11 protein-coding genes are annotated in these 12,868 nt (G+C 64.4%); 6 read left to right on the top strand and 5 right to left on the bottom strand.

Features of this window, described 5'->3' with window-relative positions:
* Positions 1 to 49 precede the first annotated feature (49 nt).
* Positions 50 to 1,444 carry a class II fumarate hydratase gene (locus tag ACNFCH_RS19815; RefSeq protein ID WP_337157524.1) on the top strand — a complete coding sequence of 465 codons (1,395 nt, stop codon included), beginning with the start codon at positions 50 to 52 and terminating at the stop codon, positions 1,442 to 1,444.
* Positions 1,445 to 1,529: 85 nt separating this feature from the next.
* Here the strand turns inward: ACNFCH_RS19815 and ACNFCH_RS19810 are convergent, their stop codons facing one another.
* Both ACNFCH_RS19810 and pap read right to left on the bottom strand, forming a co-directional pair.
* Positions 1,530 to 2,492: a DMT family transporter gene (locus tag ACNFCH_RS19810; RefSeq protein WP_337157523.1), complete on the bottom strand. Its 963-nt coding sequence runs from the start codon at positions 2,490 to 2,492 to the stop codon at positions 1,530 to 1,532.
* Between the two features lie 279 nt (positions 2,493 to 2,771).
* The gene (pap, locus tag ACNFCH_RS19805; RefSeq protein ID WP_416743400.1) at positions 2,772 to 4,265 is read right to left on the bottom strand and encodes a polyphosphate:AMP phosphotransferase; all 1,494 of its coding nucleotides are present in this window, start codon (positions 4,263 to 4,265) and stop codon (positions 2,772 to 2,774) included.
* 157 nt (positions 4,266 to 4,422) lie between these two features.
* Between pap and mnmC the strand changes: the two genes are divergently transcribed.
* The 5 genes from mnmC to ACNFCH_RS19780 all read left to right on the top strand — a co-directional run bounded on the left by mnmC (position 4,423) and on the right by ACNFCH_RS19780 (position 11,746).
* Positions 4,423 to 6,405 carry a bifunctional tRNA (5-methylaminomethyl-2-thiouridine)(34)-methyltransferase MnmD/FAD-dependent 5-carboxymethylaminomethyl-2-thiouridine(34) oxidoreductase MnmC gene (gene mnmC, locus ACNFCH_RS19800; RefSeq protein WP_416743398.1) on the top strand — a complete coding sequence of 661 codons (1,983 nt, stop codon included), beginning with the start codon at positions 4,423 to 4,425 and terminating at the stop codon, positions 6,403 to 6,405.
* A 187-nt stretch (positions 6,406 to 6,592) separates the two neighbouring features.
* Positions 6,593 to 8,380, top strand: coding sequence for an N-acetylglutaminylglutamine amidotransferase (locus ACNFCH_RS19795; RefSeq protein WP_416743396.1), 1,788 nt, complete (start codon positions 6,593 to 6,595; stop codon positions 8,378 to 8,380).
* 3 nt (positions 8,381 to 8,383) lie between these two features.
* Positions 8,384 to 10,126, top strand: a complete 1,743-nt coding sequence (gene ngg / locus ACNFCH_RS19790) for an N-acetylglutaminylglutamine synthetase (RefSeq protein WP_337157519.1) — start codon at positions 8,384 to 8,386, stop codon at positions 10,124 to 10,126.
* A 99-nt stretch (positions 10,127 to 10,225) separates the two neighbouring features.
* The gene (locus ACNFCH_RS19785; protein WP_196163965.1) at positions 10,226 to 11,410 is read left to right on the top strand and encodes an osmoprotectant NAGGN system M42 family peptidase; all 1,185 of its coding nucleotides are present in this window, start codon (positions 10,226 to 10,228) and stop codon (positions 11,408 to 11,410) included.
* Positions 11,411 to 11,518: 108 nt separating this feature from the next.
* Positions 11,519 to 11,746 (top strand): YheU family protein, encoded by a 228-nt coding sequence (locus ACNFCH_RS19780; protein WP_043206612.1) that lies wholly within the window; start codon positions 11,519 to 11,521, stop codon positions 11,744 to 11,746.
* On the opposite strand, the gene ACNFCH_RS19775 is transcribed toward ACNFCH_RS19780, so the two are convergent.
* From ACNFCH_RS19775 to ACNFCH_RS19765, 3 genes are all read right to left on the bottom strand, one after another.
* Positions 11,735 to 11,938 (bottom strand): carbon storage regulator, encoded by a 204-nt coding sequence (locus tag ACNFCH_RS19775; RefSeq protein WP_337157518.1) that lies wholly within the window; start codon positions 11,936 to 11,938, stop codon positions 11,735 to 11,737. The genes ACNFCH_RS19780 and ACNFCH_RS19775 overlap by 12 nt on opposite strands.
* A 125-nt stretch (positions 11,939 to 12,063) precedes the next feature.
* The gene (locus ACNFCH_RS19770; protein ID WP_416743393.1) at positions 12,064 to 12,396 is read right to left on the bottom strand and encodes a YnfA family protein; all 333 of its coding nucleotides are present in this window, start codon (positions 12,394 to 12,396) and stop codon (positions 12,064 to 12,066) included.
* A 98-nt stretch (positions 12,397 to 12,494) separates the two neighbouring features.
* Positions 12,495 to 12,868, bottom strand: a 374-nt coding sequence (locus ACNFCH_RS19765) for a hypothetical protein (RefSeq protein WP_416743391.1), incomplete at its 5' end; no start/stop codon positions are given.

The following is a 12,868-nucleotide window of genomic DNA, read 5'->3' as shown; positions in this document are numbered from 1 at the left end:
AATCAGGGCCTAAACTGCGGTTTCGGACTGACAAAGGAGTGAACGCAGCATGAGCCGTATCGAGACAGACAGCCTGGGCCCGGTCGAAGTTCCAGAGGACGCCTACTGGGGCGCGCAGACCCAGCGTTCGCTGATCAACTTCGCCATCGGCAAGGAGCGCATGCCCCTGGCTGTACTGCACGCCCTGGCGCTGATCAAAAAAGCGGCGGCGCGGGTCAACGACCGCAATGGCGACCTGCCGGCCGACATTGCCCGTCTCATCGAACAGGCCGCCGACGAAGTGCTCCAGGGCGAACATGACGACCAGTTCCCGCTCGTCGTCTGGCAGACCGGTAGCGGCACCCAGAGCAACATGAACGTCAACGAAGTGATCGCCGGGCGCGCCAACGAGCTGGCTGGCAAGGGCCGAGGTGGCAAGGCGCCGGTACACCCCAACGACCACGTCAACCGTTCGCAGAGCTCCAACGACTGCTTCCCCACCGCCATGCACATCGCGGCCGCCCAGGCGGTGCACGACAAACTGCTGCCGGCGATCGCCGAACTCTCGGCGGGCCTGGCCGAGCTGTCGGCGCGTCATCAGCACCTGGTCAAGACCGGCCGTACCCACATGATGGATGCCACGCCCATCACCTTCGGCCAGGAAGTCTCGGCGTTCGTCGCCCAGCTCGACTATGCCCAGCGTGCCATTCGCGCCAGCCTGCCGGCGGTGTGCGAACTGGCCCAGGGCGGGACTGCGGTGGGCACCGGGCTCAATGCCCCGCACGGCTTCGCCGAGGCGATCGCCGCGGAACTTGCGGCGCTCTCGGGCCTGCCCTTCGTCACCGCGCCGAACAAGTTCGCCGCCCTGGCCGGCCATGAGCCGCTGACCACCCTGGCCGGATCGCTCAAGACCCTGGCCGTGGCCTTGATGAAGATCGCCAATGACCTGCGCCTGCTCGGCTCCGGTCCGCGTGCAGGGCTGGCCGAGGTGCGCCTGCCGGCCAACGAGCCGGGCAGCTCGATCATGCCGGGCAAGGTCAATCCCACCCAGTGCGAGGCCCTGTCGATGCTGGCCTGCCAGGTACTGGGCAATGACGCGGCGATCGGCTTCGCTGCAAGTCAGGGGCATCTGCAGTTGAACGTGTTCAAGCCGGTGATCATCCACAACCTGCTGCAATCGATCGAGCTGCTGGCCGATGGCTGCCGCAACTTCCAGCAGCACTGCGTGGCCGGCATCGAGCCGGATGCCGAGCAAATGGCCGCGCACTTGGAGCGCGGGCTGATGCTGGTGACCGCGCTCAACCCGCACATCGGTTACGACAAGGCCGCCGAGATTGCCAAGAAGGCCTACAGCGAGGGCAAGACGTTGCGTGAAGCGGCGTTGGAGCTCAACTACCTGACCAACGAGCAGTTCGACCAGTGGGTACGGCCAGAGAACATGCTGGCGCCTGGCGCCAAAGGCTGACTGCCTGGCCGTGCAAACAGGTGTGCGCCAGCCCTCTTTTTAGGCGCTGGCGCAGCCTGCGATGGGCGGCACGGCCGCCCCACGCTCACTGAACCTGAGCCAGCCGCGCCCGCCGCGCGCGCCAGCCGGCCACCAGGGAAGGCCCCACCGCCACCAAGGCCGACCCCAGCACCACCGTCACCGCCCCGAAGTATCCCAGGGCGTTGATGTCTTCAGCCTGCACGTAGTCCGGCCACAGCACGGCCGCCGCCGCCACGGCAACGAACGTCACCAAAGGTGTCAGGGCCAGGGTCGCGCTCACCCGCGAAGCCTCCCAATGGGCCAGTGCCTCGGCAAACGCCCCGTACGCCACCAGGGTATTGAGGCAGCACGCCAGCAACAGCCAGCCTTGCAGCGGGCTCAGTTGCAGCGCCTCCAAGGGATGCGCCCAGGGCATCAGCAACAGCGCGCAGCACAGGTACATCACCATCATCACCTGCTGGGAATGCCAGACAGTCAGCAGTTGCTTCTGGCTAAGGGCATAGAACACCCAGATGCTCGTGGCCAGCAGAATGGTCAGCACGCCGGTGGTATAGACACCCAACGAGGTCAGCAGCTCTTCGAGCCGCTGGTTGAAGAACAACCCGAAACCGGCCAGCAGCACCAGCAGCCCGATCCCCTGCCCCAGGCTGAAGCGCTCCTTGAACACGAAGACGCTGGCCACCAGCAACAGCACCGGGCCGATCTGCACCACCAATTGGGCGGTGCCAGGGCTGAGCAGATTGAGCCCGATCAGGTACAACACGTAGTTGCCCATCAAGCCGAAAACGGCCACGGCGACCAGGCCTGCGCCCTTGCGTCCAAGTTTGCTGACCGCCGGCAAGCGCCGATTGGCCGCCAGCCAGGCGAACAGCAGGCAGCCGGAGACCGTGAGGCGGTACCACGTGACGGTGATCGGGTCCATCACCTGCAAGACTTGCTTGAGCTTGATCGGCAGGATGCCCCAGAGAAACGCGGTCAGCAGTGCCAGGAACAGGCCGTAGCCCCAGCGTCCGGAAGAAATGTGCATAGCGTCCTCGAATCAGGCCCTGCGGGTGGGGGTGCTGGAAATTCTAAGGGCTTGGAGTACCGGACTGGTGAAAAGTCGCGGGAAAAGAATTCATCGAGTCATTCCCTAGGGGCATGCCAAGGAGGACATTCCTCGGGTACACCCACAGGTATTGCGGCGTCATTGAGCGCACCGGAGAACTACGTGGGGCCTCGCCCCTCACCGGCATTGTGCCGCTCTTAAGACTTGCGCAATCCCTGTGGCCGGGTTTACCCGCGAAAAGGCAGAGCAGCCAGTCAATCACTTGCTGGATTTATGGAATGCCGCCTCCAGCGCCTCGTTGATGGTCTTGAGCACCTTCACCCGCGCCCAACGCTTGTCGTTGGCCTCGACCAAGGTCCAAGGGGCGATCTCAGTGCTGGTGCGGTCGACCATGTCCCCCACCGCGTCGACGTACAGGCCCCATTTGTCGCGGTTACGCCAGTCGTCCTCGGTGATCTTGTAGCGCTTGAACGGGATCTGCTCGCGCTCCTCGAAGCGCTCCAGTTGGGTCTGCTGGTCGATCGCCAGCCAGAACTTCACCACCACGATGCCGGCGTTGCTCAGTTGCTCCTCGAAATCGTTGATCTCGCCATAGGCGCGCATCCAGTCCGCTGGCGTGCAGAACCCCTCAACCCGCTCCACCAGTACCCGGCCATACCAAGAGCGGTCGAAGATGGTGAACTTGCTCCGCGTCGGGATGTGTCGCCAGAAGCGCCAGAGGTACGGCTGGGCGCGCTCCTCCTCGGTGGGTGCGGCGACTGGTACGATGCGGTACTGGCGAGGGTCGAGCGCCGCGGCCACCCGGCGGATCGCCCCGCCCTTGCCTGCCGCGTCATTGCCTTCGAACACCGCCACCAACGCATGACGACGCATCTGTTTATGACGCAACAGGCCCGCCAGGCGTGCTTGTTCGGTGACCAGTTGCTCCTGGTAGTCGGATTTGTCCAGGCGGCGACTCAGGTCCAGCGCTCCGAGCAGGCTCTTCTGGTCGATGCTGCGCCCCAAAGGCGCGACGTTGCCCTTGTGCTTGCTGCTGGGCTCGTTGGCCAGCGCCGCCTGCAGGCTTTCGAGCAGGATGCGCCCCACCGCCAGGCTGCGGTAGCACGGATCGACACCCTCGATCACATGCCAGGGCGCGTAGTCGCGACTGGTACGCCGCAACACGCGCTCGCCGAAACGCACGAAGCGGTCGTAGGTTTGCGATTGCTGCCAGTCCAGCGGGCTGATGCGCCAGCTGTGCAGAGGGTCGTCCTTGAGCGCCTTTAGCCGGGCCTTCATCTGCTTCTTGGAGAGATGGAACCAGAACTTGATGATCAGCGCGCCCTCGTCGCAGAGCATCTGCTCCAGGCGCTCGGCGCCGGTGATGGCCTGGTCGAGCACCGCATCCTTGAACAGACCATGGACCCGCCCCTGGAGCATCTGGCTGTACCAATTGCCGAAGAACACCCCCATGCGCCCTTTCGGCGGCAACGCCCGCCAGTAGCGCCAGGCCGGTGGACGGGCCAGCTCCTCGTCGGTTTGCTGGTCGAAGGTGCGCACCTCGATCAGGCGCGGGTCCATCCACTCGTTGAGCAGCTTGACTGTCTCGCCCTTGCCCGCACCCTCGATGCCATTGATCAGCACGATCACCGGAAAGCGCGCCTGCTGCTTGAGTTCGTACTGGGCTTCGAGCAGCGCCTCGCGCAGGGCGGGTACTTCGGCCTCGAAAGCCTCCTTGTCGATGCTGTGACCAATCTCGGCGGATTCGAACATGACTTGCCTTGGCTCCTTCAATGGATAACCAAGACTAGCGGATTGTGCGCAAGGCTTCAGGCCCAATCACAATACCCGCCCGCTTTCATTGGGTCGGCGCAGCGACAAGCCGTCAAATGGCTTAAAATCGCCCTCCCGCGACATGCTGAAGCCAACCATGCCTGACACACATCTGCACCATGCCCAGATCGACTGGGACGACCAAGGCCGCCCCCACTCGCGGCAGTACGACGACGTCTATTTCTCCAAGAACGAAGGCATCGAGGAAACCCAGCATGTCTTCCTCGAGCAGACCCAACTGCGCGATCGCTTCGCCGCCCTGGCGCCGCATGACTGCCTGGTGATCGGCGAGACCGGCTTCGGCACGGGCATGAACTTCTACTGCGCCTGGCAGTTGTTCGCCGAACACGCCCCGCTGGAGGCGCGCCTGCATTTTGTCAGCGTCGAGAAGTATCCGCTCACCCGCGAAGACCTCGCCCGTGCAGTGCAACTGTGGCCGCAGCTCGAACCCTACTGGCAGCCGCTGCTGGCACAGTACGTGGCCGTGCACGGCGGCTTTCAGCAGTTCAGCTTCGACAATGGCCGGGTAACCCTGACCCTGATGGTGGGCGACGCCCTGGAGCAATTGCCCCAGCTCGACGCGCAGGTCGACGTGTGGTTCCTCGACGGCTTCGCCCCGGCGAAGAACCCCGACATGTGGACGCCGGAGCTGTTCGCGCAACTGGCCCGGCTGTCACGACCGGGCACCACCCTGGGCACCTTCACCACCACTGGCTGGGTACGTCGCGGCCTGATCGCCGCAGGCTTTGTCATGCGCAAGGTGCCGGGCATCGGCAAGAAATGGGAAGTCATGCACGGCCAGTTCCAGGGCTGGCCCGCCGAGCAACCCGCCCCTGCCGAACCCGAGCCCTGGTACGCCCGCCCTGCACCGGCACAAGGCCCGCGGCACGCCCTGGTGATCGGTGCCGGCCTTGCCGGTAGCGCCACTGCCGCCAGCCTCGCGGCTCGTGGCTGGCAGGTCAGCGTGCTGGAGCGCCACGACGCCCCGGCCCAAGAAGCCTCGGGCAACCCCCAGGGCGTGCTGTACCTGAAACTTTCGGCCCACGGCACGACGCTGTCGCAGATGATCCTCTCGGGCTTCGGCTACACCCGCCGCTGGCTGCAACAGCTGCAACGCGGCCAGGACTGGGACGCCTGCGGCGTGCTGCAACTGGCCTTCGACGACAAGGAAGCACAGCGCCAGGCCAAGCTGGCTGAGGCCTTCGACAGTACCTTGCTGCACGTACTCGATCAGGCCCAGGCTGAGTCTGTCGCAGGCGTTGCACTGCCTGCCGGTGGGCTGTTCTATCCCGAAGGCGGCTGGGTGCATCCGCCTGCGCTGTGCCAGGCGCAGTTGCAGCATCCGCGCATCGAGTTGTTGACGCACCGGGATGTGATCGAACTGCGCAAAGTCGATGGCCGTTGGCAAGCCTGGGACGGCGAGCGTCTGCTGGCCAGCGCGCCGGTGGTGGTGCTCGCTGGCGCCGCCGAGGTCCGCCGCTTCGACGCCTGCGCCGCGCTGCCGCTCAAGCGTATTCGCGGGCAGATCACCCGGCTGCCGGCCACCGAGGCCAGCCGCGCCTTGCGCACCGTGGTGTGCGCGGAAGGCTATGTCGCGCCCCCGCGTGGCGATGAACACACCTTGGGCGCAAGCTTCGACTTTCATAACGACGACCTGGCACCGACTGTCGCCGAACACCAGGACAACCTGGCCCTGCTCGATGAAATCTCCACGGACCTGGCCGAGCGGCTGAATACCAGCATGCTGGACCCCGCCCAACTGCAAGGCCGCGCGGCATTTCGCTGCACAAGCCCGGACTACCTGCCCATCGTTGGGCCGGTGGCGGACGCGCAAGCGTTCACCGAAGCCTATGCGGTGCTGGCCAAAGACGCGCGACAGGTACCCGACACGCCCTGTCCTTGGCTGGACGGGTTGTACGTGAACAGCGGCCATGGCTCGCGCGGGTTGATCACCGCGCCTTTGAGCGGCGAACTGGTGGCGGCCTGGGTGTGCGGCGAACCACTGCCGCTGCCACGGGCAGTCGCGCAGGCATGTCATCCGAATCGGTTTGCGTTGCGCCGGTTGATTCGCGGCAAGTAGCCGCTTGGCGGCCCAGCGCAGGCTTTCGCCCCCCTCCTGCAGGCGCTGGCGAAGCCAGCGAGGGTGCGCAGCAGGCCCGCCCCCATATAACAGATTGATCTAAAACTCTCGCAACCCCCATGGGTCAGTTCCTTATGTGCCTCATTTCGGGGCGCATATTCCCCAACGGCAAAACCGGTAAGGACCTATGTGCGGATTAGCAGGAGAGTTACGTTTCACCCCCATCGACCAAGCCCCTCGCCCGGCGGACCTCGCCGCAGTGGAGCGCATCACCCACCACCTGGCGCCTCGCGGCCCCGACGCCTGGGGCTTTCATAGCCAAGGCCCGATCGCCCTCGGTCACCGGCGCCTGAAGATCATGGACCTGTCCGATGGCTCGGCGCAGCCCATGGTCGACAACACCCTGGGCTTGTCGATGGTCTTCAATGGCGCCATCTACAACTACCCCGAACTACGCGAAGAGCTCAAAGCCTTGGGCTACAGCTTCTTCTCCGACGGCGACACCGAAGTGCTGCTCAAGGGCTATCACGCCTGGGGCGCAGCCTTGCTGCCCAAGCTCAACGGCATGTTCGCCCTGGCCATCTGGGAGCGCGACGCCCAGCGCCTGTTCCTGGCCCGCGACCGCCTTGGTGTCAAACCCTTGTACCTGTCGCGCAACGGCGAGCGCCTGCGCTTCGCCTCCACATTGCCCGCGTTGCTCAAAGGCGGTGATATCGATCCGATGATCGATCCGGTGGCACTCAACCACTACCTGAACTTCCACGCCGTGGTGCCCGCGCCTCGTACCCTGCTGGCCAACGTGCAGAAGCTCGAACCCGGTACCTGGATGCGGATCGACCGCCACGGCGAGGTGCAGCGAGAGACCTGGTGGCAACTGCACTACGGTCCTCGTGCGGATGAGCAGCACCTGGACCTGGAGGACTGGACCACACGCGTGCTCGACGCCACCCGCGATGCCGTGGCGATCCGTCAACGGGCGGCGGTGGATGTCGGCGTGCTGCTCTCCGGCGGTGTCGACTCGAGCCTGCTGGTCGGCCTGTTGCGCGAGGTAGGCGTGGACGACCTCTCGACCTTCTCCATCGGCTTCGAAGATGCCGGCGGCGAGCGGGGTGACGAGTTTCAGTATTCAGACCTGATCGCCCGTCACTACGGCACGCGCCACCATCAATTGCGCATCGACGAGCGCGAGATCATCGAACAGCTGCCGGCGGCGTTCCGCGCCATGAGCGAGCCGATGGTCAGCCACGATTGCATCGCCTTCTACCTGCTCTCGCGGGAGGTGGCCAAGCACTGCAAAGGCGTGCAGAGCGGTCAGGGCGCCGACGAGCTGTTCGCCGGCTATCACTGGTACCCGCAGGTCGATGGCGCCGACGACGCCTATGAGGCGTATCGCACGGCCTTCTTCGACCGCGACCATGCCGAATACCGCGATACGGTCCAGGCCCCCTGGCTGCTGGAAAGCGACGCGGCCGGCGAGTTCGTCCGCGAGCATTTCGCCCGCCCTGGCGCCAGCGAGGCGGTAGACAAAGCCCTGCGTCTGGACAGTACCGTGATGCTGGTGGACGACCCTGTCAAACGCGTCGACAACATGACCATGGCCTGGGGCCTGGAAGCGCGCACGCCGTTTCTCGATTACCGCCTGGCGGAGCTGTCGGCGCGCATCCCGGGCCGCTTCAAATTGCCCGACGGTGGCAAGCAGGTGCTCAAGGCGGCCGCACGGCGGGTGATTCCCCACGAGGTGATCGATCGTAAGAAGGGGTATTTCCCGGTGCCGGGCTTGAAGCACCTGCAAGGCGCCACCTTGGGCTGGGTCCGTGAGCTGCTCACTGACCCGACCCAGGACCGAGGCTTGTTCAACCCCGCCATGCTCGATCGCCTGCTGAGCAATCCTCAAGGTCAACTGACGCCGCTGCGGGGCTCCAAGCTGTGGCAACTGGCCGCCCTGAATCTCTGGCTCAGCGAACAAGGAATCTGACCGATGAAAGCGCAAACAGCCTACGGCCAGCGCCTGCTTCGTGGGCAAGCGCCCTCCTACGAGCGCCTGCAAGCACAGTTGGCCGGTGATGGCAGCGAACCCCACGGCCAACCCCGCGCTGTGCATTGCGGCTGGGGGCGGCTGCTGATCGGCCATACCTACCCGGACCCGACCCTGCTCGCCGAGGCACTGCTCGACGAGCGTCCAGGAGAACGGGACATCGCCCTCTATGTGGCAGCCCCCCAGCAAGTGCTGGCCCAGGCCCCGCAACAGCTGTTTCTCGACCCTTCGGACACGCTGCGCCTGTGGTTCACCGACTACCGTCCGGCGCAACGGGTGTTCCGCGGATTTCGCATTCGCCGGGCCCAGGCCGACGCCGACTGGCACGCCATCAACGCCCTCTACCAAGGCCGCGGCATGCTGCCGGTCAACCCCGAGCTGCTCACCCCTCATCACCTGGGAGGCCCGGTGTACTGGCTAGCCGAGGATGAAGAGACCGGCACGGTGATCGGCAGCGTCATGGGCCTGAACCACAGCAAGGCCTTCGATGACCCCGAGCATGGCAGCAGCCTGTGGTGCCTGGCCGTTGACCCGCAATGCACCCGTCCAGGCGTCGGTGAAGTGCTGGTGCGTCATCTGGTCGAGCATTTCATGAGCCGCGGCCTGGCCTACCTGGATCTGTCGGTGCTGCACGACAATCGCCAGGCCAAGCGCCTTTACAAGAAGCTGGGCTTTCGCAACCTGCCGACCTTCGCGGTCAAGCGCAAGAATGGCATCAACCAGACGCTGTTCCTCGGCCCCGGGCCAGAGGCGTCGCTCAACCCCTACGCCCGTCTGATCGTCGACGAAGCCTATCGGCGTGGGATTGACGTGCAGGTCGACGATGCCAGCGCCGGTCTGTTCACCCTGAGCCTGGGCGGGCGCAGGGTCCGCTGCAGGGAGTCGCTGAGTGACCTGACCAGCGCCGTGAGCATGACGCTGTGCCAGGACAAACGCCTCACCCAGCACGTCCTGGACGCGGCAGGCCTGAGAGTCCCCGTGCAACAGCTGGCCGGCAACGCCGACGACAACCAGGCCTTTCTTGAAGAGCACGGCGCGGTGGTGGTCAAGCCGGTGGACGGTGAACAAGGCCAGGGCGTGGCGGTCAACCTGGGGAGCGTCGAGGAGATCGACCAGGCCATCGAGCAAGCCCGTCGCTTCGACAGCCGGGTCCTGCTGGAAAGCTTCCATCCCGGCCTGGACCTGCGCATCGTGGTCATCGGTTTCGAAGTGGTGGCAGCAGCGATCCGTCACCCGGCCCAGGTGATCGGCGACGGCAAGCACAGTATCAAGGCCTTGATCGAAGCCCAGTCCCGTCGACGCCAGGCCGCCACTGGAGGCGAAAGCCGTATCCCGCTGGATGAGGAAACCGAACGCACCCTGCGCGGCTCAGGGCTGAGCTACGACAGTGTGTTGCCGGCAGGGCAGCGCCTTGCCGTGCGCCGCACCGCCAATCTGCACACCGGTGGCACGCTCGAAGACGTGACCGAACGCCTGCACCCCGTACTGGCCGATGCGGCGGTGCGTGCCGCGCGCGCCTTGGACATCCCCGTGGTAGGCCTGGACCTGATGGTGCGCGATGCCGAGCACCCGGATTACGTGATCATCGAAGCCAATGAGCGGGTCGGCCTGGCCAATCACGAACCGCAACCCACCGCCGAGCGCTTCGTCGACCTGCTCTTTCCCCATAGCCGGGCTCCGACGTGAAACCGTGCACAAGGTAAACCTGCTCCCATTGGGCTCGGCGCGGCTCTGTGGGAGCGGGTTTACCCGCGAAGAGAACAGCGCCAACCCAAGGAGTACCTGATGTCTAACGGACACCCCGAACCTGACCTCGATTACCTCAAACGCGTGCTGCTGGAAATGCTCGCCATCCCCAGCCCCACCGGCTTCACCGATACCATCGTGCGCTACGTGGCCGAACGCCTGGACGAGCTGGGCATCCCCTTCGAGCTGACCCGCCGCGGCACCATCCGCGCCACGCTCAAAGGCCGCCAAAACACCCCCGACCGCGCCGTCTCGGCGCATTTGGACACCATCGGTGCCAGTGTGCGCCAGTTGCAAGACAACGGACGTCTGGCCCTGGCCCCGGTGGGCTGCTGGTCCAGCCGCTTCGCCGAAGGCAGCCGCGTCAGCGTGTTCACCGACACTGGTGTGTATCGCGGTAGCGTGCTGCCGCTGATGGCGAGCGGGCACGCCTTCAACACTGCCATCGATCAGATGCCGATCAGTTGGGAGCATGTGGAAGTGCGCCTGGACGCTTACTGCGCCACACGTGCCGACTGCGAGTCATTGGGCATTGCCATCGGCGATTTCGTCGCCTTCGATCCACTGCCGGAATTCACTGAAAGCGGCCATATCAGCGCCCGACACCTGGACGACAAGGCCGGCGTGGCGGCTCTGCTGGCAGCGCTCAAGGCTGTAGTGGAATGCGGCCAGCAACCGTTGATCGACTGCCATCCGCTGTTCACCATCACCGAGGAGACGGGCTCTGGCGCCGCAGCGGCGTTACCGTGGGACGTGAGCGAGTTCGTCGGCATCGACATCGCTCCGGTGGCGCCCGGGCAGGCCTCCAGCGAGCATGCCGTGAGCGTAGCCATGCAGGACTCATCAGGCCCTTACGACTACCACCTCTCGCGTCACCTTCTGAAACTGGCCGGTGATCAGGACCTGCCGGTACGCCGGGACCTCTTCCGCTATTACTTCAGCGATGCCCACTCTGCCGTCACGGCCGGGCACGATATCCGCACGGCGCTGGTCGCCTTTGGCTGCGATGCCACTCATGGATACGAGCGCACCCATATCGATAGCCTGGCAGCCCTCAGTCGCCTGTTGGCCGGCTACCTGCTCAGCCCACCGGTGTTCGCCAGCGACTCGCAGCCCGCCAATGCGTCGCTCGAGCGCTTCAGCCACCAGTTGGAGCACGATGCGCAGATGGAAAGCGACACGCGGGTGCCGGCAGTGGACAGCCTGGTCGGCAACAAGGCTTGAGCCACCCGGAGAGAGAGCCCCTGCGCCGCGATCGGGCGGCGCAGCCACCACAGGCAAGAGGCGCACGATTGGCGTAGCATGCCTTCTCCCAGACAAGATCCTGTAACCATGCTGATTCCCTACGACCAACTCGAAGCCGAAACCCTCACCCGTCTGATCGAGGACTTCGTCACCCGCGACGGCACCGACAACGGTGACGACACGCCCCTGGAAACCCGCGTCCTGCGCGTGCGCCAGGCACTGGCCAAAGGTCAGGCGTTCATTCTGTTCGATCTTGAAAGCCAGCAATGCCAGTTGCTGGCCAAGCACGAGGTACCCAGGGAGCTATTCGACTGATCGCTTGCCCTGCAGCCGCGCTGCCAGGGCTTGCTTGACGCTCTCGCTGATCTCTTCACGGTTTACCGTGATATGGGCAGGTGCCTGGATGCCCAGGCGCACCTGCTCCCCCCCTTGCACGGACAACACCCGGATCGTGATGTCGTCCCGGATCTTGATCGCCTGTCCTACCTGACGCCCTATCACCAGCATGTCTGACTCTCCCATCCAACGGAAAACCAGAGACTGCCTCGGGCCCCTTCAAACGTACAACGTTACGCCAAGGGAATAGACGCATCCCACACAAAAGAGCGATTCCACCTACAGCCCCACCGACTTCAGCCTTGTTGCAACCGTGGCCCGAAGACAATCAGGGTTGCGCCGGCCACGCAGAGCAGAGCCCCTAGCCAGTCACTGGTCATTGGCCGCGCCCGCTCCACCAAGGCCAGCCAGAGCAACGAGGAAACGATGTAGATCCCGCCATAGGCGGCATAGGCACGGCCGGCGTAAGCCGCTTCGACACGGGTGAGAATCAGGCCGAACACCGTCAGACTGGCCAGCGCCGGCAATACCCACCACGCGCTCTTGCCCAGGCGCAGCCACAGATAAAATGCATAGCAGCCGCCAATCTCAAACAACGCCGCCAAAAAAAACCACAGATAATTGATCACACTTGCCCCCCTGCCCATTGAACGGCACATAGCATAACGGAGACGGCGAATCGTGCGCTGCGATCAGGCTTCTCGTCTCCTCGCAGCCGTCGAGGAGCTCAGGCCAGTTCGATGTCTAATTCAGGATTCAATGCGAGCAACGCGTGCAATAGCGTGATGTCATCCGTGGGATCAGCGCCTCTATTGCTTGGGGAATACAATATTCCGGTGACCTTCACTTCTTTCGTCATCGAAAAATGTATTTTGGCGCAGGGGCGGGTCACGACCAGTACTTCGTTGTAATCCGAAAAAGACCCCTGACTTCGGGTGTGGTGCAATATCTCGAACGGTGGTTCGATGTGTCTGAAACCACCCGCCCACATTGAATCGCCCCTGGTTTCGTAGACACCTCCAAGCCTCATAATGAGGCCCAAATAGGAGGTGCCATGAGTCGTCAGCGTTACCCCGAAGAATTCAAGATCGAAGCGGTCAA

It is taken from the genome of Pseudomonas sp. NY15354 (assembly GCF_048068075.1).
Classification (GTDB): Bacteria; Pseudomonadota; Gammaproteobacteria; order Pseudomonadales; family Pseudomonadaceae; genus Aquipseudomonas; species Aquipseudomonas guariconensis_C.
The sequence above is the reverse complement of the archived record's forward strand: the minus strand, read 5'-3'. Positions and strand labels throughout refer to the sequence as shown.